Source organism: uncultured Butyricimonas sp. (assembly GCF_959596855.1).
Lineage (GTDB): Bacteria > Bacteroidota > Bacteroidia > Bacteroidales > Marinifilaceae > Butyricimonas > Butyricimonas muris.
Window position 1 is genome coordinate 19,931 of record NZ_CAUFYA010000038.1, and the last position, 23,373, is coordinate 43,303.

The window sequence follows — 23,373 nt, forward strand, 5'->3', positions numbered from 1 at the left end:
TCCTCTGTTTATAGAGGAGGTGGCGGCAAAGCCGACGGAGGAGTTCAAAAAATAAACATTAACTCTTGACACAACTCCTTATTATTACTATTTTAAACCTCTCTTCATCAAAAGCGGCTCCTCGGACGGTTGTTGTCCCCGGAACTTGACGTACTGCCCCATGGGATCGTCATACCCGCCTTCAGACAAAATATACTTTCTGAATTTAGCAGCCAATTCTTTATTGTAAATATCCCCGGAAGCCTTGAAAGCTTGGAACGCATCGGCATCCAATACTTCAGCCCAAAGATACACGTAATAACCGGCAGAATATCCCCCGTCAAAAATATGGGAGAAATAAGTGGAACGATAGCGGGGTAAAATCTCCTTGATCAGCCCATATTTATCCATGGATGCTTTCTCGAAAGCGTTCACGTCAAATTGTTGCGGTTCGGTTTGTGAATACCAGTCCATATCCAACAATGAAGCGGCAACATATTCCACCGTGGCAAATCCTTGATTGAAATGCCCGCTCTCCTGTATTTTCTTGATTAACGCGTCCGGCATCGGTTCACCCGTCTGATAGTGTTTAGCATACATTTTCAATACTTCCGGTTCGCTTGCCCAGTTTTCCATAACCTGTGAAGGCAATTCCACCATATCGTGAGGTATTGTCCCGGCTATACGTTGATAATCGCCGCGGGTAAAGAACCCGTGCAGGGCGTGACCGAACTCGTGGAACATGGTTTCCGTGTCGTCCCAAGTCAGCAACACGGGAGCATCGCCAACGGCAGGCGAGAAATTGTAGACCACGGATACCAACGGCATCTCTTCCTTGCCGTTCTCTTTCGTGTAATGGCGAAATTCCGTCATCCACGCACCCGCCGATTTGCTGGCACGGGTGAAATAATCCAGATAAAGGATACCCAACGAACTACCGTCAACGTCCTTTACCTCGTAAGTTTCCACTTCCGGGTGATATAAAGGTATATCCGTCCGTTTCTCCAAAGTGATGCCGTAGAGCTTGTTTGCCACCTCGAACATTCCGTCGCGTACATTCTCCAGTTTCAAGTAAGGCATCATTTCAGACTCGTCCAAGTCATATTTCTGTTTCCGCAGCTTCTCGGCATAATACCACCAGTCCCAGCTCTCCAACTTCTCCCGCATGCCTTCCTTGTTCGCGATCTTCTGCATTTCAGCCAATTCCTGTTTGGCAACTTTCAACGCAGGAGTCCATACCCTCTCCAAGAAAGCATGTACCGCTTCCGGTGTCTTTGCCATATTCACGTCAATCACGTAAGCGGCATAAGTATCAAAACCCAACAATTTAGCTTTTTCCGTTCTGAGGTTCACCATTTGGGCAAGTACCGCTTTATTATCATTAGCGTTATCGTTATTTGCCCGCATATAGTAACCTTTATATAATTTTTCCCTCAAATCCCGTTTTTTGGCGTACGTCAGGAAAGGCAACATGCTCGGTTTCTGTACCGTGAATACCCATTTCCCTTCCATTCCCCGGTTCTTTGCCTCGGCAGCGGCTGAAGCAATCGCGTTATCGGGAAGTCCTTCCAGATCCTTGGCATTATCAATCACCAGCGTGAAAGCATTCGTTTCTTTCAACAGGTTGTTGCCGTACTGCAAACTCAGCTTAGCCAGTTCCCCGTTAATTTTCATCATCTTAGCCTTGTCCTCATCATTCAGATTAGCACCCCCGCGCACGAAATCATCGTAGTATTTTTCCAGCGTACGTAATGCCAAAGGGTCCAAGCCCAGCGATTCTTTTTTGTCATACAACGTCTTGATGCGGGCAAACAGCTTCGGGTTCATGTTAATCTCATCCCCGTGAGCGGTCACGGCAGGACTGATTTCCATCGCCAACGCCAACATGTCATCGCTCGTGACAGCTTCGCAAAGATTAAAGAAAATAGCCGACGTCCGGTTCAACAACTTTCCGGATTGATCGAAAGCCACGATCGTGTTCTCGAAAGTCGGGGCTTCCGGGTTGTTCACGATTGCCTCAATTTCAGCCTTATGCTGTTTCATTCCTTCTTCGAAAGCAGGTTTGTAATCTGCCAGTTTGATTTTATCGAAAGGCGGCGCTTGAAACGGGGTTTCAAATTTCTGCATCAACGGATTCTCCGTCTGCTTCGCTCCTTCTTTGCAAGATGCGACCAAAGCGGTAACACTCAAAAGTAATATAACTCTTTTTTTCATAAATAATAATTTGATATTTAAATCGTTCTTCTGCACCAATCCAAAAAACAAGGTAAAGATATAGATTATCTACTACAAAGCATTAATTTTGTCATGAAAAGATTTTTTACCAATCTATATAAATATAACATGAGTAATCTATTGTTTGTCGCACTCGGTTCCATGTTCGGCGGGGTTTCCCGTTACTGGCTAAGTGGTTTTATTCAAAAGAATTTCGATACGGCGTTCCCGGTAGGAGTTTTTATCGTGAACATCGCGGGTTGTTTTCTCATGGGCATCATCGCCGGACTATTAGCCCACGCCAACGTCCTCACGAACAATCATAGACTGTTACTAGCGGTGGGGTTCTGCGGGAGTTTCACTACCTTTTCGACCTTTTCGCTGGATAATCTGCAATTATTAAGCGCGAAAGCCTATTTTTTGCTTTCCCTTAATATCGGGTTAAGCGTGATACTCGGGCTTGCCGCCACGTGGGGCGGATATTATCTGGTGCAAAGTTTATCCAAATAAGTTTAGTCAATAAATAAATTTCGTTAGCTTTGTGACCAAACCAGAAATGCTAAAAATAACTCAGACATGATTAAACATCTTTCATTATGCATGGTCGTTTTGTTTTCCGTAATCAGCACGACCTTATTTGCCCAAAAGGGTGGTCCCCGTTCCGGGTACAAGTTTACAACCGTGGCGGACTTAAAAGCAACCCCGGTAAAAAATCAACAAAGCGTCGGCACCTGTTGGGATTACGCTGCACTCTCTTTCCTCGAATCCGAATTGCTCCGGAAAGGCAAGCCGGTCTATGATCTGGCAGAACTATACGTTGCCAAAAACGTTTACTTCGAGAAAGGACTACGCTACATCCAATTCCACGGGAAAACTAATTTCAGTGAAGGCGGACAAGCACATGACGTGCTGTACGCTATCGGGAAATACGGTATCGTTCCGGAAGACGTGTACCCCGGATTGCAATACGGACGGGATTTCCACATTCACGCGGAAATGGTTGCTGCCCTGCAAGGCATCCTCGACGGGGTAAATAAAAACCCGAACAGACAAATTACTCCCGTGTGGACCAAGGGTTTCACGCGCTATATCGAGGCATACCTCGGGGATACTCCCGAAACTTTCACTTACGAGGGAAAAGAATATACCCCGCAAAGTTTCGCAAAATCATTGGACTTAAACTTGGACGATTACGTGGAACTCACCTCTTTTGAGGCTTTCCCGTTCTATAAATCTATCGTGCTTCCTATCCCCGACAACTGGTTGCACGGTCAATATTACAACTTGCCGATTGACGAGTTAATGGAAGTCATGAACAACGCGCTTAAAAACGGTTACTCCGTTTGTTGGGACGGTGACGTGAGCCACAATGGCTTTAGCCATCCTAGCGGACTGGCAATTCTCCCGACGGATAACCCGGAAGAAATGATTAACGCCGAGATTGACAAATGGACTACCCTCAGCGAAAAAGAAAGAAAAAGTAAGTTGCAATCATTCGAATCTCCCGTGCCGGAAATGAAAGTGGACGATGCCAAACGGCAATTCACGTTCAACAATCGCCAGACCACGGACGACCACTTGATGCACATCACCGGATTGCTTAAAGACCAAAACGGAACCCTATACTATAAAACAAAAAATTCATGGGGTGATGAAAGAAGCGAATTCGGCGGCTATCTCTATATGTCCGAACCTTTCTGCCGCTTGCAAACCGTGGCAATCATGGTTCACAAGGATGCTATCCCGAAAGCGATCCGCAAAAAATTAGGATTGTAAAGGTGTGTTTTGACACACCTCCAGTCTGTAAGGTCTGTAAAGTCCATAAGGTCAAAAGTCCATGAACTTGCGCGAAGGACATCATGACCTTACGGACTTTACAGACTTTATGGACTATTTAAAACGAATTATCCTCCGCCATCGACATAAACTTCTCGCGAATCCATCGCGAAATACGGGTAGTAATCTCCGGTCCCTCGTAAGGAATAAACTCTTCATACATATCCGACTGGTCGAAATTATCAATCCCGATAGATAATACTTCAATCCCCCGTTTCTTCGCCTCCTGCACCACCACCCACACGTGTTCACGTGCATCTTCACCATCATATCCCGTGGCAGAAGGTGCACCGTCAGAGATCATAAAGAACAATTTATTCTTCGCATCCGATTTGAATTTATCGAAACAATACAACATGGCATACCCGTCAGCATTCGCATTCAGAGCCTGTTGTGAAAATAGCTTCCCCAATTGCAACCTCTCCCCCCGATCATGGAAACGGGTGATTTCTATCCCGTCATCACCACAACGATGCCCGTATATGGAATAATACACGACATTGGGATACTTGTTGAAAGCCAGTGCCAACGCGGAAGATATCACAATCTGCAAAGGAATCTTGTCACCCGTGCACATGGAACCGGAAAGATCCAGCAATATCACCACCTCCAATATGGCATAGGGAGCCAGCACCTCCTCAAAGAAAATATTCCGGTTGTAACGGGATTGATACAATTCATCCTCATCCAATTCCCCCGAATCCTGCTCGTATATCACCCTCGTCCGATCCATCTTTCCCGAAAACATGGCAAGACTCACCTGTATCTTGGCTGCCAACTCTTTCGCCCGGTTCAGCAAATCATCGGAGATTTCCGCCACTTCCGCGTCGATCTCTACCAAACGATCACACGCCCCCAGCGATCCCTTCCACTCCAACTTCTGGCGCTCCGAACTCACGAACAACTGCGGGGAAAACACGGTATCCTTGTTCAGCGTTTTACGGAGATCCCGAATCACCGTTTCCGCCATTTTTATCTGTTTGTCCGTCTTGAAATCCTCAATCCCCTTCATCGCTTTTTTCATCTCCTGCAAGAAGAAATTATCCGGGCAAACATCTTTTACATGAAACAAATCAGCCAACGCCCCGGCATACCATACCACTTCCTTGTAAGTCAGATCGGCGTAATTCTTGATCCCTTTCAATATCGCATTCACCTGCCTCACCTTCACGTCATTACCCGGAAAGGACAACACCTCCCGCATATAATTACTCTCGTCCAGCAAATTCGGATATAATATCTTGGTACAGATGTAGTCATACAGAGCTTCCGACCCGTCGCCTCCCCGGTGCAAACCGTCTTCGCTCTGTCCCCCGTAGTACCCCATGCGGGATTCCACGACATTCAATCCCATGGCAAGTCCCAACTTCCGGGCAGCATACAAATAATAGTGATACCCCGGGAAATCCTTTACCAGCTTGGACTCCACCCGCCGATTCTCTATAAAATGAATCATATCATAATGCATCGGGGTATAAAGCAACTCTTCCTCGCTCAACCCGGCAATATCCTTTCCCGTGTAAATCCAATGTGCCAACTCGTGCACGAAATACCCGAAAAAAACAAATACCCGTGTTTCATCCGAAATCTCGAAACGGAGTAATTTCAGATTCAAGGCAATGTGCTTCGGGTTCATCGACAAAGCGGGTACCCTGTTCGAGAGTACCATTTTAGGAATCTCCCCCGTAATATGATAAGCAATCTTGGCACATACCGGGATCAATTTCAATATATCCGTCGTCCCCAGATCCCGATCCAACAAATTACGGGCTGCCGGGAAATCACCCCACCAATCCCGATCAATAAATTGCTCGTCATATATCTCTTCTATCCGCCGGAAATCCATATCGTCTGATTAAAGGGTCTGTATCAACGAACGGGCTATCGTTTCCTCTCCCGTAATCACGTAATTCGTGAGAATCACCCGTTCGATCACCTCGCTCAACCGATAGCCCAAAGGCATATATGCCGCCGCGTCCAACACCTGCCGGGTGGAAAGCGACACGGATAGAGTTTCCTTCTGCTCTGCCAGACGCAACACCTCGGCTACCCTAGCCAATTGTACCGCCGCATCACGGGATACCTTCGGGAAACGCACACGGATCAAATCAGCCTCTTCCGCGGAAGTTAGATAATTCAACCGGACTTTGATAAAACGATCTTCAAAAGCCGTATCCAACCGTTGCGTGGACACGTAAGCAAACCCCACGTTTCCCGCCGCCACGAATAGCACGTTATCTCCTTTGTTGTATCGTTTTCCTGAATCCTCATCATAAATATACGATTGCTGCCTGTCGAGAATCGTCATCAGGAAATTCGCCGCCACCATGGGCGTACGCGTCAACTCGTCAAGGAAAATCAACGTGGGTTTCGTTGACACGAAAGCCTTGAAGAACTCCGAGCGCACCGCTTTTGTCTTCCCGTCATCCCCGATAATCAACCCGCCCACGAACATCTTTTTCGGCTTGAAGGCCTGCCCCATGTCGAAAGCAAAATACTCCATGCCCATGGCTGTTGCCAATTCCTTGGCAATAGAGGACTTACCACAGCCCTTGGGACCCAACAGAAAAGGATAACGTTTCAAGTATAACGTGTGGCACAAAAACTCCCACGTCTGCACGGGAATACACAAATCATCCGAATGCTTCGGGGGCGTGAAAGGGAAAAGAGTAGCCTGTCCGGCTACATACGTACTATTTGTCATGCTTTATTTATCTTGCTAAATTCACCGCTAAAGTTAACACTTTTCCGGCAAAACAAGAGAAACAAAAGTCTTTTAATTCTTTACAATTTCTTTATCATCTCGAACTGTTTTCCTGTCGGTTCAATATTCCTTGACTTCAAAAAAGCGGTCATCGAATCGCAGGCTACGTCAGTATTCACGATCTTGACAGAGCTATATTTATTAGACTCCAACATCTTTTGGAATAGCAACGAGCCGATACCTTTACGTCGATATTGCTTATCTACCGCTATCTGGGTAACATCCCCGGACATCGGTTCAAAAACCCCGTACCCGACAAGCCTGTCCCCTGTGAAAACACCTTGACATATAAAATCTTCGGGCACCCGATTTATAGCGTCGGAACTATTTTGCCACGAAGGCTTGAAGTCCCAAAAACCGGGTATCGATTCATACTCGTTCATATCTATAGCCCGTAACGAATACGAAAGGCCAATAGCCTTCATGTCTCTATTAATCCGCTCGTTCTCCGGTCTGAAGTAATAAAACTCGCGTGTCACCTCGAAACCTAATTTCCTGTACACGGAAACAGCCCCCGTGTTATGCTGCAATACTTCCAGCAAATATTCTTTTATACCCGCTTCTCTCAGATAAGGAATGGAATATTCAAATATTCGTGTCGCCAACCCTCTTCCCCGGTAATCTTTCAGCGTTCCGGTACCCGTGTCATAAGCCGTCGGCGTCCCGTTAAAATCCCCGATCCCATTACAAGTAAACGAAACGATTTTATCCCCGTCAAATACTGCAAAAGAAAGTTCCGGATTAAAACCGCGCCTTTTCAACATGGTCATGAGTTCTGCCTTATTCAATTGGATTTCATAATCGGCAAAAGCCTGTTCGAATGCCCCGAATAACTCGTCAAAACTGATATTACTCAAAGATTTGATTTCCATATCTATCATCTTTATATATTTATATTCTCCTCAAATATAAACAATCCCCATAAAAAAAGCACTTGAAATCGTGAAATTCCAAGTGCTTCTACCATTTATTCCGAAGATCTTATTTCGCCCAAAGCTGAATCAAGATCAAAATTGTCTGCATCGCTTTGTTCATCGTGTCCAAAGAACAGTATTCAAACTTCCCGTGGAAATTCATACCTCCCGTGAACAAGTTCGGACAAGGCAATCCCATGTATGAAAGACGGGCCCCATCGGTACCACCGCGGATAGGGCGAACGATCGGGGTTACCCCGGCTTGAGTCATCGCCTCGAAAGCTTTCTCAATCACTTCGGGATGCGGTTCTACCATCTCGCGCATATTGTAATATTGGTCTTTCAATACCAACGTCAACACACCCTCGCCGTATTTAGCCGTCAACAATTCCACCGCTTTCGTGATAAATTGCTTTTTAGCTTCAAACTTCTCCCGGTTATGATCTCGGATAATATAATTGATCTCTGCATTTTCCACCGTACCGTTCAGTCCGACAAGGTGATAGAATCCCTCATACCCGTCCGTGTGTTCAGGGCGTTCCCAAGCGGGCAACAGGCTATTAACCTCGGCAGCCACTTGCAGCGCATTAATCATCTTATCTTTAGCGTATCCCGGATGCACGTTACGTCCTTGAATACTTACTTTAGCACTGGCAGCGTTGAAATTCTCGTATTCCAACTCTCCCTCGAAACCGCCGTCTATCGTGTAAGCGAACTTGGCACCGAATTTCTCCACGTTAAAATAATCCACACCGCGTCCCACTTCCTCATCAGGAGTGAAACCGATACGAATCTTGCCATGCTTGATCTCCGGGTGAGCCATCAGATACTCGGCAGCCGTCATGATTTCAGCAATACCGGCCTTATCATCCGCACCCAACAATGTCGTACCGTCCGTGGTAATCAACGTGTGTCCTTTAAACGCTGACAATTCCGGAAAATCCTTCACGGTCATCATCAAGTTCTCGTTCAGACGAATATCTTCCCCATCATAATTCTCGACAATCTGCGGCTTGATATTCGCCCCGCTCATATCCGGACTCGTGTCCACGTGAGAAATAAAACCTATCACCGGACGCTCCTCGTATCCCGGGGTCGCGGGAATAGTTCCCATCGCATAACCGTGTTCGTCCATCTCTACCTCGGTCAACCCGAGTCCCTTCATCTCCTCTACCAAATATTTCAACAACACCTTCTGTTTCCCGGTAGACGGAAAAGTCTCGCTAGCCTCGTCACTCTGCGTATCGAAACTCACGTATTTCAAAAAACGATCTTTCAAATCCATCGTATTATATTTTAGATTTTAAATTTTAGATTTTAAATTGAAACTACCTTATCAACATTTTAGATTGTAAATCTCAAATTGCATTATTCAATTTAAAATTTACAATCTAAAATTTAAAATCAATTAATCTGTTAGCTTGGCTTTCATCGAATCATAGATGAAGTAAAGGATGATCAGAATATACATCACTACCGCCAACATCTCGGCACCGCTCCATGACATGAACCAATCCAGTCCGGCAAATTTCAATATAGCACTGATCACACCCATTAACGCACCTCCGGCAATAAACCCGGAAGCTATCAATGTACCGCGTTCACGACGAGCCTTATTCACGTTCTCGTCCTTACTGCGACTTCCCACGTACCAACTAACGATACCACCGATCAACAACGGGGTATTCAAATCCAACGGGATAAACATACCCAAGGCAAAAGCCAAGGCAGGCACCCCGATCATCGTCAGAATCAATGCCAGAGCAGCACCCGCAAAATACAACAACCACGGGGTTGCGCCACCTTCCATCAATGGTTTGATCACTGCCGCCATCGCATTTGCCTGCGGGGCAACCAAGGCACCCTCGCCCACGAAACCGTAAGTTTTATTCAATACCATCATCACCCCGGCAATGGTTGCGGCAGAAACAGCCGTTCCCAAGAATTTCCAACCTTCCTGCTTGGCGGGAGTTGTTCCCAGCCAATAACCGATCTTCAAGTCCGTGATAAAACCACCTGCCATAGACAAAGCCGTACAAACCACACCACCGATAATCATGGCAGCCATCATACCACTCGTTCCGCTCAACCCGGCACTTACCAACACCAGAGAACTCAGTATCAATGTCATCAACGTCATTCCCGACACCGGATTGGAACCCACAATAGCAATAGCGTTAGCCGCCACCGTCGTGAACAGGAAAGATATAATAAATACGATCAACGTGGCGATAATCGTGTGCATCAGATTACCTAACACTCCGAATTGGAAAAACACGAAGGTCGCAATCAACACGGAGATAACCCCGGAAAGAATCAATCTCATACTCAAATCCCGTTGCGTGCGCTCCACGCTGCCCTCTATATTCTTCTTACCGCCAAGTTCACTAACCGCCAGACCTAACGCCTGTTTGATAATACCGGAAGAACGGATAATACCAATTACCCCTGCCATAGCGATACCACCGATACCAATATGACGGGCATAATTCGTGAAGATTTGCTCCGGACTCATGTCCCTCAAAAGCATCGAAACTCCCTCTCCTACTGCCAAAGTCTGCCCATCGGCAAAATGGCTGATAAAAGGAATCAACACGAACCACACGGTGAAAGAACCGGCACAGATAATAGCCGCATACTTCAAACCAATAATATATCCTAAACCGAGTACCGCCGCACCCGTGTTAATTTTGAATACCACTTTCACTTTATCGGCAAGCACTTCGCCCCAACCCATCAAACGGGTAGAGATTCCTTCCGCCCACCAGCCGAAGGTGCTCACGCAAAAATCATACAAACCGCCAATGAGCCCGCTCACCGCCAACAATTTCGCCTGATTACCCTTTTTCTCCCCGGATACCAGTACCTCGGTCGTTGCCGTGGCTTCAGGGAAAGGATATTTCCCGTGCATGTCTTTCACGAAATACTTCCGGAAAGGGATCAACAACAAGATTCCCAAGAAACCTCCGAACAAAGAGGAAAGGAATACTTGATAAAACTGCGCTTCCAACCCGAGAATATACAAGGCCGGCAACGTGAAGATAGCACCCGCCACCACCACACCGGAACTTGCCCCGATAGACTGGATGATCACGTTTTGTCCCAGCATATTCTTCTTACCCATCATATTGCCCACACCAACGGCAATAATAGCGATCGGAATAGCCGCCTCGAACACCTGTCCCACTTTCAGTCCCAAATAAGCGGCTGCCGCGGAAAAAATAATCGCCATGATAATACCGAACGTCACCGAGTAAGGCGTCACCTCCTTGGGATTCGTGTTAGCCGGCATCATTGGCTTGTACTCCTCGCCCGGGGCGAGTTCCCGGTAAGCGTTATCCGGGAGTGAATTCATTTGTTTGTTTTCTTCCATTTTTATATGAGTAAATGATTTATTTTTATACTGCCCCCAAAGATAACGATTTTAACTAAAAAACGGGAATTGCAACAACCTTTCTCAAACGATTCCGTATTTTTAACCATAGATATAAACTCAACATCATGAAAATCATGCACTATCTGGAAATACTATCCACAGCAATCAGTGTCATCAGCCTGATCATCGTTGTCTACGGGGCAATCATCGCTTTCTGTGCCTTTTTACGCAATGAAGCCCGAAGAATCACGGGGCAATATTCATTTACCGCAACACGTGAACTCCGGGCCGATTTGGGAACCTATCTTCTTCTGGGACTTGAATTTCTGATCGCTTCCGACATCCTCAAAACCGTGTTGGAACCCGGTCTGAACGAGTTAGCCATTTTGGGCGGGATTGTCATCCTGCGCACCGTTCTCTCCATCTTCCTCAACAAAGAAATCCGGGAATTGCAAGCACAGAAAGAAACAGACTAATACACTCTTTTTTTCTTTTTCCGCTGCTTCCTGTTCCTATTCGTGAGCCACATGGCACACAGGCAACCGAGAACGTACAGCAAGATAAAAAATATCAATTCCATGACTCATTCATTTTATAACCAGCGAGTAAACCGTTTAATATACCATTGTTTGATCACCTGCGTCAGCACGCAATAGCTCAATAATATCACCACCAGCCACGGGAAATAACTCCAAGGCAGAGGCACCAACCCGATTGCCGCCCCCACGTTCGAAAACGGGAGTATGATACCGACCACCATAATCAAAAGTGTAAGCCCCACCACCGGCCATGATGCCGTACTCTGGATAAAGGGAATCTTACGGGTACGAATCATGTGCACGATCAACGTTTGCGACAACAGCCCCTCGATGAACCACCCGGATTGGAACAAAGCCTGATGTTCCGGTGAATTACATTTGAACACGTACCACATCACCAGATAGGTCGCTATATCAAAGATTGAACTGATAGGACCGATGTAAATCATAAACCGGCTCAAATCGGAAGCATCCCACCGCCGGGGCTTTTGCAGGTACTCCGCATCCAGACGGTCAAAAGGGATCGTGATTTGCGATACGTCATACAATAAATTTTGTACCAACAAATGGATCGGCAACATCGGCAGGAAAGGCAAAAAAGCACTCGCCCCCAGCACGCTGAACATATTCCCGAAATTAGAACTCGCCGTCATCTTGATATACTTCATGATATTGCCGAAAGTCTTGCGTCCCTCGATAACACCATCCTCCAACACCATCAAATCCTTTTCCAGCAAAATAATATCTGCGCTCTCCTTGGCTATATCCACCGCCGTATCCACGGATATACCCACGTCCGATTGTCGCAGGGCAGAAGCATCATTAATCCCGTCACCCAAGAAACCGACCGTGTTATCCTGTTCCTGCAACAAGGTGATAATCAGGGTTTTCTGCATAGGTGTCAATTTAGCAAAGACGGTCACCTCGCCCACCATTCCTTTCAACTCCCCGTCCGTCATCCGCTCGATCTCTTGCCCCGTCAGCGTACGAGTCGTATCCACACCCACCTGCCGACAAATCGTCTTCACCACCGCCTCGTTATCTCCCGACAACACCTTCACTTCCACGCCATGCTCGTGCAATTGCTTGATAGCACTCGCCGCGGAAGGTTTCGGCGGATCAAGAAACGCCAGATAACCAATCAACACCATTTCCGCCTCGTCATCCACCCCGAACTCCCGTCCTTTCTCGATCCAACTCTTTTGGGCAACGGCAAGTACCCGCATCCCCTCCCGGTTCATTCGTTCGCTGATAGCGTAAGCCTTGGCACGCAACTCGTCGGTCATCCGGTGTACCTCCCCGTCAAACTCGGCAAAAGCACATATATCCAACATCTCCTCCACGGCTCCTTTCGTGATAATCTGACACTTCCCGAGCCTGTCTTCCACCACGACGGACATCCGGCGACGGGTAAAATCAAACGGGATCTCGTCAATCTTCATGTAATTATCTTTCAAGTACTCCATCTGCAACTCCTTCACGTGCGACAAAATAGCCCTATCCATCAGGTTCTTCAATCCCGTCTGGAAATAACTGTTGAAAAAAGCGTGCCTCAACACCCGTTTCCGGTCATCGCTACTCCCGTCCGAGTTTATATACTTTTCCAGCACGATCTGATCCCGTGTCAACGTGCCCGTCTTATCCGTGCATAGAATATTCATGGCGCCGAAATTCTGAATGGCGTTCAAGTTCTTCACGATCGTTTTTTTCCTCGCCATCACCACCGCCCCTTTCGACAAATTAGCGGTAACAATCATCGGCAACATCTCCGGCGTCAGCCCCACCGCCACGGATATGGCGAAAATAAAAGCCTCGAACCAATCCCCTTTCGTCACCCCGTTCACCAGAAACACGAAAGGCACCATCACCAGCATAAACCGAATCAACAAAAAACTCACGTTACTGATTCCCTTGTCAAAAGCAGTCTGCGCCCGTACTCCCACGATACTCTTGGCTATCGTCCCGAGATACGTGTTTTTACCCGTGGCAAACACGACCGCGATAGCCGAACCGCTTACCACGTTCGAACCCATGAAACAAATATTATCCAGCTCCACGACACTCCCGCTCCGGTGCTTGTTGCCCGAAATCACGGTACTCTTCTCCACGGCATCCGACTCTCCCGTCAAGGCTGACTGGCTGACAAACAAATCTTTCGACTCCACGACACGCACGTCGGCAGGAACCATATCTCCCGCCGCCAAGTAGACCACATCCCCCGGCACCAGTTCCGTGATATTCACTTCCTCGCTTTCTTCCCGTCCGTTCCGGTACACGCTGGCAGTATTTTTCACCATCTTTTTCAATGCGTCCGACGCCCTGCTCGATTTCCACTCTTGGCTAAAGCGCAACACGACACTCAACAACACCATCGTCGAAATCACGACCACGCTCGTCCATTCCCGTTCTTCGGGTGCTGCCATCCACACGTCGATCACAAGCGACACGATAGCCAGAGCCATCAACACCCCGATGAAAGGATTTATAAATGCCTTGCAGAACATCACCACCGCCTTTTGCGCCTGTTCATGCACGATCTCGTTTTGCCCGTACTCCTTTTGCCGTTCCTTAATCTCCTCGTCCGTCAACCCTCGGCAGGAAGTCTGAAAATAGGCGTACACCGTTTTCAATGGTTGCGTGGCAGCAAGAAACACCTTCTCCGTATTAAACGCCGCACCTTCTCTTCTATTGTGCTTTCTCCAAATCATAATTGTCTTCTTTTAGAGGGTTATACTTTACACGGACAAAAGTACTCACCCCCTTCACGACAAGCCGTTAGAGAAACATTATAACACCATTAGAAAACCGTTAGAATTCAAACTCTACACGTGCGGCAACTCCACCGTGAAAACAGTCCCCTCCCCTTGCTGGGAATTTACCTGTATCGTCCCCTTGTGCATCGTCACGATCTTACGTGTCAATACCATGCCAATCCCGTTTCCCGGGGCGTAATCCTTGTTACTCCCGCGGTAAAATAAAGAAAATAACTTTTCCCTATCATCCGGCGTCATGCCAATCCCCGTATCCGAGAAACGAATAATAGACATATCCTCCCAAAACGTAATCTGCACGAGTGAAGTCTTATCCCCCGAAAATTTGCAATTATTCTCGATCAGATTCACGAAAGCCGTCCTCAACAAATAGCTATTCCCCAGTACCGTGAGTACTCTGTCATCATCGGCTTCCCCCTCGAAAATCAACTCCACTTTATAATCAGGATTTGCTTTCAACACCATTTCCCGCGCGTCCAGCAGCAATTCATCCAACCGCACGTCCTCCATTTTCACCCGCTCCGGCAAATAATCGGCTCTCGCTAAATTCAACAATCCCTCCGAAAGCCTCACCACCCCTTGGGCATCATTCAGCACGTTGCGTATCGCTTCCCTGTACTCCTCCGGCGCACGGTCTTTCAACAAAGCCAACTCCAACTCGGCAACAAGAGCCGCCATCGGGGTACGCAACTCGTGGGACACATTACTCACGAACATCTTTTGTGCCTCGAAAGACTTTTCCAGTCCATCGAGCATCCGATTGAATGTCACCGCCAACTCCCCCAACTCGTCATTCTCGTACCGTACCGGTACCCGCGTATCCAAATTCGAAGCGGTAATAGCCCGCACCTCTTCCACCATATCCGACACGGGAGTCAGCGCTCCCCGCGCGAGCAAATATCCCACTCCCAACAATATCGCGAGTCCCAGCAATAACATACAAGCCAACATCACGCGCAACGCCTCCCGTTGCGCGTAACCGTACCCGTCATAAGCCGCCGCCGTGATTATATACTCCTTTCCCTCGAACTCGTACAACATTCCCACGACTTGATAACGCCCTTGATAAAATTCGATAACTTTATTCCGCGTTATCCTTTCCATCATCTCCGGGGTTTCCTTCACCAAATCAATCTGCTTCGCATCATGATATAGCAATTGAAAAGAAGTATCATAAACCGCCACTTCCACCTCGTTGATAAACTCCCGGTTATTCAAGTAAATCGACTGCATGGTAACGGCATCCACTTGGTTTTTCAGAAAAAGATTTGCTTTCGTGATTCCCTCACTCTTCAAATCCCGGAAAAACTCCCGGCTTCGGCTTCGTTCCGAGAAAAAATAGATTGCCGACAACAACCCCAGAAAAACAACCGCGGTCACCCCCGTGTACCTCAATGTCAACTTACTCCTGATCTTCATTTCTCTGCCATAAAAATAAAACCCATACCCGGTTTCGTGTGAATCAACTTCACCTCGTAATCCCGGTCTATCTTCTTGCGCAAATAATTAATATACACGTCGATAAAATTCGTTCCCGTGTCAAAACGCGTGTTCCACACCTTATCCGCGATCTCCATCCGGCTCAACACCCGTTCCGGGTTCTCCGCCATATACAACAACAGATTGTACTCCTTGGGTGAAAGCCTTATTTCATCCGTTCCCCTGTACACCGTTTTCGTGCGGAGAGCAATTCTCAAATCGGCGTACACTAACTCTTCCGGGGCAACAGCCTGCACGTCATTACTTCCCCGTTTCAGCAACACCTTTATCCGGGCATCCAACTCCCGGAAATCAAACGGCTTCACCATGTAATCATCCGCCCCCGCATCAAATCCCTCCAACTTATCGTCCGTCTGCCCGAGAGCCGTGAGCATGATAATCGGGACTCCGGCATTCTCCCGGCGCACCTCTTTACAAAACTCGAACCCGTCCATTTTGGGTAAAACCACGTCAGAAATGATTAATTGAAAATCACCCGATTTAAACAACCGGAGAGCCATCTGTCCATCATAAGCCAGCACCACCTGATAGCCGGATTCTTCCAATCCCCTTCTCAACAAATCGGCTACCCGCTGTTCATCTTCTACAACTAATATTCTAACCATAAACAATAACTATTACAATTCTGCCCTTCCCGCGAAGGTATAAAATTAAACGGGTGATTCTTACCTATTTCTAAACACACTTAAAGAAAAGAATCTTATATTTGTGAATAAACCAATCTTTTACAGCTATGAAAATGAAAAATCTGTTTCTCTGTTTCATCATGCTAATTCTCTGTTGTCCCTTGTTACAAGCACAAAAGAATAACACGAAAAAACACAAATACTTCCCCACGGGCTGGTATTATGTCACCGATTCCATCCATGGCGTCGAAGGAAAAATGTACAGAACATTCGAAACCTATTATCTCGACCCGACACCGATTGTCACTCTTGATGACTTCGAGCAAATACGACTCGACACTGTCGGTACGCCACAACTTCTTTTCTCCTTGAAAGCCGATAAAATCCCGGCATGGGCAAAAGCGACCCGTGAATCCATCGGGAAGAAACTCGCTTTTGTTATCACGAATGTCGTGATCAGCGCACCTACCGTCCAAAACGAAATCCAAAGCGGGGCATCCATGGTCGGATATCCCTATTCACTGGAAGAACTTGAATTATTCAAACAGAAACTTAGAAATTATCATGTTTCTATTCCTCACATCATCAGTCACGACGAAAAAGAAGCCCGTGTAGGAGTTTCATATTTTGCTGCCATGTTTTTCATCGACCTCACCCACGAAGAAGGCAAAAAAGTTTTCGACAAAATACAAAAAGCAGAACAAGAAGACACTCCGCTCAGAGTCTTTTTTGAAAATATCGACAAAAAAATAAACACGCCCAAAGGAGAATACACCTCCTCCCGAGGCTATATAGCGAAGGTGGAACCGGCATCTCCTGACGAAACGGCAGAATACAAAAAGAATCGAGCTCAAAGAAGACCTCATTAAGATTCATCTACCGGCATATCGGGCGGAATCGCGAAACACGGATTCCGCCTTTCCTCTCTAATCCAGCGTCTGCACCCCGCCCCCGTTCACGAACAAAACCTGTCCCGTGATCCAACTCGAGATGGGTGCGGCAAAGAAAAGTACGGCACCGGCAATATCGTCTATCTCCCCCAATCGTTTGATCGGCGTGTGTTCCAGCATCTTTTTCTCTATCTCGGGTGTCAGTACCGATTCCAAAGCCCGCGTTTCCACCGCACCCGGACCTACCGCGTTAATCCGCACGTCCGGTCCGAAATCCATCGCCAGATTCGCCGTCATGTGATTCAACGCCGCCTTCGACGAGGCGTAGGCACTCATGCCCGGACTCCTGTTGATACTCGCCATGGAAGTAATATTCACGATCGAACCGTAGTCCGCCTGCTTCATGTAAGGCACTGCCAACTGGCACAACCGCCAAGCACTAAAGACATTCACCTTAAATATACGCTCGAAATACTCCTCAGTCACGCGGAAAGGATTCTCTTGCCCGCCCCCGCCGACACCCACGTTGTTCACCAGAATATTCAACTTCCCGAACTCCACGATCGTACGTTGCACCAGATTCATCAAATCCCCGTCCTTCGTCACGTCGCACTTCAATGCCAGCGCTTTACGTCCCATACCTCGTATATCCTCTGCCACGACCTCGGCATCCGCCAAATTCACATCACCGATCACCACGTCGGCTCCCGCTTGGGCTAATATATGTGCGCTCCCGCACCCGATACCGTTGCCGCCACCCGTCACGACAGCCACCATGCCCGTCAAATTCAACATTTTATTCAAATCCATAGTTTTATTTGTTTTATTTTTACACGTTACGCTTTTCACCCCGTCCCGGTTACCTTTAAGCTCAAAAATGTTCATTCAACCCGTTCATTTTATCCTTTCAAAGCAACTTTCCATTATCAAAATACGTTTTCATATCATACATTAACAACAATTCACGGGATATGAATATAGCGATCAGCGGAGCCAGCGGTTTTATTGGCAAACACCTCACGAACTCACTATCAGAAGCGGGGTACGAGATTGTCCCCTTGGACAGGTCATTCTTTCAAGAAAAAAAGTTCAAACAACTGGTACAAACACTTTCACGCTGTGATGTAATTATCAACTTGGCGGGAGCTCCCATCAATAAACGCTGGAGCGCCTCGTACAAGCAAGAATTACAGGATAGCCGTATCCGGGTGACACGGAGTATTACGAGAGCCTTAGATGCCGCTCCCCGTAAACCCGAATTGATGATCTCGGCATCCGCCGTAGGATATTACCCGACAGAGGGAACACACGACGAATACACGGGCAGACGGGGAAACGGTTTCCTGCCGGAACTTTGCGAGGCGTGGGAACAGGAAGCCCGGCATTGTCCCCCGGCAACAAGGTTGGTCATTACCCGTTTCGGCATCGTCCTTTCACCGGACGGGGGAGCCATGCGGCAGATGTTACTCCCCTTGAAAATGAAACTCGCCGCAGTCATCGCACCGGGGACACAACCTTTCCCGTGGATCAGTATCCATGATTTGTGCCGGGCGATGCAATTCATTATCGGGAATAAATCGATAGAAGGCGTTGTCAATCTCGTGTCACCGGGAAGACTCACGCAACATGCCTTCACCCGTGCCGTGGCAAAAGCCTGCCACGCTTGGGGTACTGTGACCATTCCCCGCTTTTGCTTCCGCACGCTGTATGGCGAGGGAGCCGCATTTCTCACCACGGGGCAAGACGTGAAACCCACCCGCTTAACTGAATCCGAGTTCCGCTTCACCGATGCCACGATAGAGCAATTCCTGCGACAAACAGACCACACCACGATCGGCCAACTCGACTTGTCCCGTTACATGGGACGCTGGTACGAGATCGCCCGCTTTGATCACCTGTTTGAACGAGGGCTTTCCAACGTGACGGCAACCTACACGCTACTCCCCGACGGAAAAGTGCGGGTAGAAAATGCCGGGTACCAAACGGGTAAAAACGACAACGACCATTTCAAACGTGCCGTCGGACGAGCCAAAATGCCCGATACCACACAACCGGGCAAACTAAAAGTCGCATTCTTCCTCTGGTTCTACGCTGATTATTACATCCTTGAACTGGATAAAGCAGGATACAAATACGCGCTCATCGGCAGCAGTTCCGACAAATATTTGTGGATACTCAGCCGAACACCCAGTTTACCCGACGAGATAAAAGAAACATTACTCGCCAATGCCACACACCGCGGGTACGACACAAGCAATCTGTTATGGACAGACCAAAGCAAACACATATCCTAGCACTCCCCCGCAAAGCCAATCAAGCAGGAAAAGATATTTATACTTTTTTCGCATATAATAAAAACGAGGTCACTCGAAAGTAACCTCGTTTTCGCTATAATAATTGTGAATATTATTCGCCGTATTTCATCTCGGCACGACGCTTGTAGCCATCCAGTTTCCACTTGGCATCCTGTTGTGTTTTAGCGAACAGTGCCTCTGCTTCTTCCGGTGCAGCTTTAGCCAACGAGTTGAAACGAACTTCACCCATCAGGAAGTCGCGGAATTTAGAGTAATCCGGTTCCTTGGAATCCAATTGGAACGGGTTCTTACCCTCTTCCTCCAACATCGGGTTGTAACGGTACAACTGCCAGTACCCGCATTCTACAGCCTTCTTCTCCTCAGCTTGGGATTTACCCATGCTTGCTTTCAGACCGTGATTGATACACGGCGCATAAGCGATAATCAAAGACGGTCCGTCATACGCTTCAGCTTCTTTCAACGCTTTCAGGTATTGAGCCTGATTTGCACCCATGGCAACTTGTGCCACGTAAACATAGCCATAAGACATAGCCATAGCACCCAAGTCTTTCTTGCGTACGCGTTTACCGCTGGCAGCAAATTTAGCCACAGCACCCACGGGGGTTGACTTGGATGATTGACCTCCGGTGTTAGAATAAACTTCCGTATCGACAACCAACACATTAACGTTGTGACCGCTTGCCAACACGTGGTCCAAACCACCGTAACCGATATCATAAGCCCAACCGTCACCACCGAATATCCATTGAGATTTCTTCGGGAAGTAAGGTTTCAACGTCATGATCTCTTTAGCGGCAGCGGAAGTTTCTTTTGCCAGAGCGGCAGACATCTTGTCGCTGGTAGCCAAAGTCTTGTCACCATCCTCGTAAGCAGCAATCCACTCGTTGATAGCGGCTTGCGTGTCAGCGGAGAAGGTTGACAAATTCTCTTCCAACAATCTCTTGGCACGGTCGCGCAGGCGATTAGCACCTTCAGCCATACCAAATCCGTATTCCGCGTTATCCTCGAACAGGGAGTTAGCCCAAGCCACACCGCGTCCGGAAACGTAGTTTTTGCAATACGGGGTTGACGGGGCAGAACCACCATAGATAGAAGTACATCCCGTAGCGTTAGCCACCATCATCCGTTCTCCGAATAATTGAGTGATTAACTTGATATAAGGAGTTTCACCACAACCTGCACAAGCCCCGGAGAACTCGAATAACGGTTGTTGGAATTGAGAATTCTTCACGTTGTTAGGCTCAACAACTTGTTTGTAACCAACCTTCTCGTCCATGTACTTGAAACGAGCAATCTCGGCTTCTTGAGATTCAAGCGGCTTCATGATAAGCGCTTTCTCCTTCGCGGGACAAACATCGGCACAGTTACCGCAACCCGTACAGTCTAACGGGGATACTTGAATCTTGAATTTGTAACCGGCAAGTTCTTTACCGATAGCGGGCTTCGTTTCCGTTCCGGCAGGAGCGGCAGCCAACTCTGCATCAGTCAACAAGAACGGACGGATAGCAGCGTGAGGACAAACGTAAGCACATTGATTACACTGAATACAATTGTTTACTTGCCATTCCGGCACGTTGATAGCGATACCGCGTTTCTCGAATTTGGAAGTTCCGGCAGGGAATGAACCGTCTTCACGTCCCACGAAAGCACTCACGGGAAGGTCATCACCCTTTTGAGCGTTCATCACGTCAACCACGTTGCGAATAAATTCCGGACGGTTGGCATCGGGAGCGCAATTTTCATCTTTCAAGTTTTTCCATTCAGCGGGCACGTTCACTTTCACCACGTTGGTATCAATACCTCCGGCATCAACAGCAGCATAGTTCATCTTCACGATAGCCTCTCCTTTTTTGCCGTATGACTTGTCGATAGCTTTCTTCATCTCGTTGACAGCCAAATCATAAGGAATCACGTTCGTGATCTTGAAGAAGGCAGACTGCATGATCGTGTTGGTACGGTTACCCAAACCTAACGCCTGACCAATTTTTGTTCCGTTGATGATATAGAAATTGATTTCATTTTCTGCCAAATAACGTTTCATGTGATTCGGCAAGTGATTGGCAACCTCGTTCTCATCCCAAAGAGAGTTCAACAAGAAAGAACCGCCTTTCTTCAATCCTTTCAACACATCATACATATGAATATACGCAGGCACATGGCAAGCCACGAAGTCCGGCGTGGTAATCAAATACGTGGAACGGATAGGCTCGTCACCGAAACGCAAGTGAGAAGCGGTGAAACCACCTGACTTCTTGGAGTCGTAAGCGAAATAAGCCTGACAATATTTATTGGTAGCACCACCAATAATCTTGATAGAGTTCTTGTTGGCACCTACCGTACCATCAGAACCCAAACCATAGAATTTAGCCTCGTACATGGCATCGGAGTTCACTTTCACTTCCGGCTCAACAGGCAAAGAGTGGAAAGTAACATCGTCCACGATACCCATGGTGAAATTATTCTTCGGCTCGTTCATCGCCAAGTTCTTGTAAACACCGATAATTTGTCCCGGGGTTACATCCTTGGAACCTAAACCGTAACGACCGCCAACGATCACCGGGGCATTCTCCTTACCGTAGAACACCTCTTTCACGTCAAGATACAACGGGTCGCCGTTAGCTCCCGGCTCTTTCGTGCGGTCGAGCACAGCGATACGTTTTACAGAAGCGGGTATCGCTTCCATGAAATATTTAGCAGAGAACGGACGATACAAGTGAACGGCAACCATACCCACTTTCTCTCCTTGCGCCACCTTGTAGTCGATCACCTCACGAATCGTTTCAGTTACCGAACCCATGGCAATGATGATGTTCTCGGCATCCTTTGCACCATAGTACACGAACGGGCGATAAGTGCGTCCTGTAATCTTGGACATTTCATCCATATAATGAGCCACTACATCCGGTACTGCATCATAGAATTTATTAGCAGCTTCACGTCCTTGGAAATATACATCCGGGTTTTGAGCCGTACCCTTTGTTTCAGGATGTTCCGAGTTTTGAGCACGGTCACGGAATGCTTGTAAAGCTTCCATATCCACAAGACCGCGGATTTCTTCCATATCAATCTCCTCGATCTTTTGAATCTCGTGAGAAGTACGGAATCCGTCAAAGAAGTTCACGAAAGGAACTCTCGATTTGATAGCGGTCAAATGAGACACGGCAGAAAGATCCATTACCTCTTGTACAGAGCCGGATGCCAACATAGCGAATCCGGTTTGACGAGCAGCGTAAACGTCTGCGTGGTCGCCGAAAATAGAAAGCGCATGAGCGGCCAAAGCACGAGCACTAACGTGGAAAACGCAAGGAAGTAACTCACCCGCGATCTTGTACATGTTCGGGATCATCAACAACAAACCTTGTGATGCCGTGTAAGTCGTGGTCAAAGCACCAGCTTGCAATGAACCGTGAACAGCTCCTGCCGCACCGGCTTCCGATTGCATTTCAACTACACGAACAGTTTCACCGAACAGGTTCTTCCGACCTTTCGCTGCCCACTCGTCAACATACTCTGCCATCGGGGACGACGGAGTAATAGGATAGATACACGATACTTCGCTGAACATGTAAGCTACATGAGCAGCGGCCGCGTTACCATCGCATGTGATAAATTTCTTTTCTTTTGCCATTTTTTTAAACATTAACTAACA

Annotated in this window: 16 protein-coding genes; 5 read left to right on the forward strand and 11 right to left on the reverse strand. The window is 47.5% G+C overall.

Annotation, left to right across the window (positions count from 1 at the left end; translation table 11 throughout):
* Positions 1-87: 87 nt before the first annotated feature.
* Complete coding sequence (locus Q5866_RS15210; RefSeq protein WP_303181116.1) at positions 88-2,193, reverse strand: M3 family metallopeptidase; 2,106 nt, start codon at positions 2,191-2,193, stop codon at positions 88-90.
* 129 nt (positions 2,194-2,322) lie between these two features.
* On the opposite strand from Q5866_RS15210, the gene crcB reads away from it, so the two are divergent.
* Positions 2,323-2,703, forward strand: a complete 381-nt coding sequence (gene crcB / locus Q5866_RS15215) for a fluoride efflux transporter CrcB (protein WP_186977966.1) — start codon at positions 2,323-2,325, stop codon at positions 2,701-2,703.
* A 66-nt stretch (positions 2,704-2,769) separates the two neighbouring features.
* The gene (locus Q5866_RS15220) at positions 2,770-3,969 is read left to right on the forward strand and encodes an aminopeptidase C (protein WP_303181120.1); all 1,200 of its coding nucleotides are present in this window, start codon (positions 2,770-2,772) and stop codon (positions 3,967-3,969) included.
* Between the two features lie 118 nt (positions 3,970-4,087).
* Here Q5866_RS15220 and Q5866_RS15225 read toward each other — a convergent pair whose 3' ends face one another.
* From Q5866_RS15225 to Q5866_RS15245, 5 genes are all read right to left on the reverse strand, one after another.
* A complete protein-coding gene (locus Q5866_RS15225) occupies positions 4,088-5,875 on the reverse strand; it encodes a hypothetical protein (RefSeq protein WP_303181122.1) in 1,788 nt (595 codons plus the stop codon).
* Positions 5,876-5,884: 9 nt separating this feature from the next.
* Positions 5,885-6,733 (reverse strand): AAA family ATPase, encoded by an 849-nt coding sequence (locus Q5866_RS15230; protein ID WP_227215452.1) that lies wholly within the window; start codon positions 6,731-6,733, stop codon positions 5,885-5,887.
* A gap of 80 nt (positions 6,734-6,813) precedes the next feature.
* Positions 6,814-7,665, reverse strand: a complete 852-nt coding sequence (locus Q5866_RS15235) for a GNAT family N-acetyltransferase (RefSeq protein WP_303181141.1) — start codon at positions 7,663-7,665, stop codon at positions 6,814-6,816.
* Positions 7,666-7,774: 109 nt separating this feature from the next.
* On the reverse strand, positions 7,775-8,992 hold the full coding sequence (gene pepT, locus Q5866_RS15240; RefSeq protein ID WP_303181125.1) for a peptidase T: 1,218 nt from the start codon (positions 8,990-8,992) through the stop codon (positions 7,775-7,777).
* A gap of 123 nt (positions 8,993-9,115) precedes the next feature.
* Positions 9,116-11,080: an OPT family oligopeptide transporter gene (locus Q5866_RS15245; protein ID WP_186977972.1), complete on the reverse strand. Its 1,965-nt coding sequence runs from the start codon at positions 11,078-11,080 to the stop codon at positions 9,116-9,118.
* A gap of 128 nt (positions 11,081-11,208) precedes the next feature.
* Here Q5866_RS15245 and Q5866_RS15250 point away from each other — a divergent pair, with 128 nt between their 5' ends.
* Positions 11,209-11,559: a DUF1622 domain-containing protein gene (locus Q5866_RS15250; protein WP_303181127.1), complete on the forward strand. Its 351-nt coding sequence runs from the start codon at positions 11,209-11,211 to the stop codon at positions 11,557-11,559.
* A 116-nt stretch (positions 11,560-11,675) separates the two neighbouring features.
* On the opposite strand, the gene mgtA is transcribed toward Q5866_RS15250, so the two are convergent.
* The 3 genes from mgtA to Q5866_RS15265 all read right to left on the reverse strand — a co-directional run bounded on the left by mgtA (position 11,676) and on the right by Q5866_RS15265 (position 16,498).
* Positions 11,676-14,330, reverse strand: coding sequence for a magnesium-translocating P-type ATPase (gene mgtA, locus Q5866_RS15255; RefSeq protein WP_303181128.1), 2,655 nt, complete (start codon positions 14,328-14,330; stop codon positions 11,676-11,678).
* Between the two features lie 114 nt (positions 14,331-14,444).
* Positions 14,445-15,812, reverse strand: a complete 1,368-nt coding sequence (locus Q5866_RS15260) for a HAMP domain-containing sensor histidine kinase (protein ID WP_099290065.1) — start codon at positions 15,810-15,812, stop codon at positions 14,445-14,447.
* Positions 15,809-16,498 (reverse strand): response regulator transcription factor, encoded by a 690-nt coding sequence (locus Q5866_RS15265; RefSeq protein ID WP_303181130.1) that lies wholly within the window; start codon positions 16,496-16,498, stop codon positions 15,809-15,811. The genes Q5866_RS15260 and Q5866_RS15265 overlap by 4 nt, the downstream gene beginning before the upstream one ends.
* Positions 16,499-16,632: 134 nt before the next feature.
* Between Q5866_RS15265 and Q5866_RS15270 the strand changes: the two genes are divergently transcribed.
* Positions 16,633-17,388 carry a hypothetical protein gene (locus Q5866_RS15270; protein WP_303181132.1) on the forward strand — a complete coding sequence of 252 codons (756 nt, stop codon included), beginning with the start codon at positions 16,633-16,635 and terminating at the stop codon, positions 17,386-17,388.
* A gap of 57 nt (positions 17,389-17,445) precedes the next feature.
* On the opposite strand, the gene Q5866_RS15275 is transcribed toward Q5866_RS15270, so the two are convergent.
* Positions 17,446-18,219, reverse strand: coding sequence for a glucose 1-dehydrogenase (locus Q5866_RS15275; RefSeq protein WP_227215456.1), 774 nt, complete (start codon positions 18,217-18,219; stop codon positions 17,446-17,448).
* 161 nt (positions 18,220-18,380) lie between these two features.
* Between Q5866_RS15275 and Q5866_RS15280 the strand changes: the two genes are divergently transcribed.
* Positions 18,381-19,703: a TIGR01777 family oxidoreductase gene (locus tag Q5866_RS15280; RefSeq protein WP_303181134.1), complete on the forward strand. Its 1,323-nt coding sequence runs from the start codon at positions 18,381-18,383 to the stop codon at positions 19,701-19,703.
* 112 nt (positions 19,704-19,815) lie between these two features.
* On the opposite strand, the gene nifJ is transcribed toward Q5866_RS15280, so the two are convergent.
* Complete coding sequence (gene nifJ / locus Q5866_RS15285; RefSeq protein WP_099290385.1) at positions 19,816-23,352, reverse strand: pyruvate:ferredoxin (flavodoxin) oxidoreductase; 3,537 nt, start codon at positions 23,350-23,352, stop codon at positions 19,816-19,818.
* Positions 23,353-23,373 lie beyond the last annotated feature (21 nt).

Excerpts from the sequence above, each read along its gene's own strand:
- Q5866_RS15210 (WP_303181116.1), bottom strand. The coding sequence starts at position 2,193 with ATGAAAAAAAGAGTTATATTACTTTTGAGTGTTACCGCTTTGGTCGCA.
- crcB (WP_186977966.1), top strand. The coding sequence starts at position 2,323 with ATGAGTAATCTATTGTTTGTCGCACTCGGTTCCATGTTCGGCGGGGTT.
- Q5866_RS15220 (WP_303181120.1), top strand. The coding sequence starts at position 2,770 with ATGATTAAACATCTTTCATTATGCATGGTCGTTTTGTTTTCCGTAATC.
- Q5866_RS15225 (WP_303181122.1), bottom strand. The coding sequence starts at position 5,875 with ATGGATTTCCGGCGGATAGAAGAGATATATGACGAGCAATTTATTGAT.
- Q5866_RS15230 (WP_227215452.1), bottom strand. The coding sequence starts at position 6,733 with ATGACAAATAGTACGTATGTAGCCGGACAGGCTACTCTTTTCCCTTTC.
- Q5866_RS15235 (WP_303181141.1), bottom strand. The coding sequence starts at position 7,665 with ATGGAAATCAAATCTTTGAGTAATATCAGTTTTGACGAGTTATTCGGG.
- pepT (WP_303181125.1), bottom strand. The coding sequence starts at position 8,992 with ATGGATTTGAAAGATCGTTTTTTGAAATACGTGAGTTTCGATACGCAG.
- Q5866_RS15245 (WP_186977972.1), bottom strand. The coding sequence starts at position 11,080 with ATGGAAGAAAACAAACAAATGAATTCACTCCCGGATAACGCTTACCGG.
- Q5866_RS15250 (WP_303181127.1), top strand. The coding sequence starts at position 11,209 with ATGAAAATCATGCACTATCTGGAAATACTATCCACAGCAATCAGTGTC.
- mgtA (WP_303181128.1), bottom strand. The coding sequence starts at position 14,330 with ATGATTTGGAGAAAGCACAATAGAAGAGAAGGTGCGGCGTTTAATACG.
- Q5866_RS15260 (WP_099290065.1), bottom strand. The coding sequence starts at position 15,812 with ATGAAGATCAGGAGTAAGTTGACATTGAGGTACACGGGGGTGACCGCG.
- Q5866_RS15265 (WP_303181130.1), bottom strand. The coding sequence starts at position 16,498 with ATGGTTAGAATATTAGTTGTAGAAGATGAACAGCGGGTAGCCGATTTG.
- Q5866_RS15270 (WP_303181132.1), top strand. The coding sequence starts at position 16,633 with ATGAAAAATCTGTTTCTCTGTTTCATCATGCTAATTCTCTGTTGTCCC.
- Q5866_RS15275 (WP_227215456.1), bottom strand. The coding sequence starts at position 18,219 with ATGGATTTGAATAAAATGTTGAATTTGACGGGCATGGTGGCTGTCGTG.
- Q5866_RS15280 (WP_303181134.1), top strand. The coding sequence starts at position 18,381 with ATGAATATAGCGATCAGCGGAGCCAGCGGTTTTATTGGCAAACACCTC.
- nifJ (WP_099290385.1), bottom strand. The coding sequence starts at position 23,352 with ATGGCAAAAGAAAAGAAATTTATCACATGCGATGGTAACGCGGCCGCT.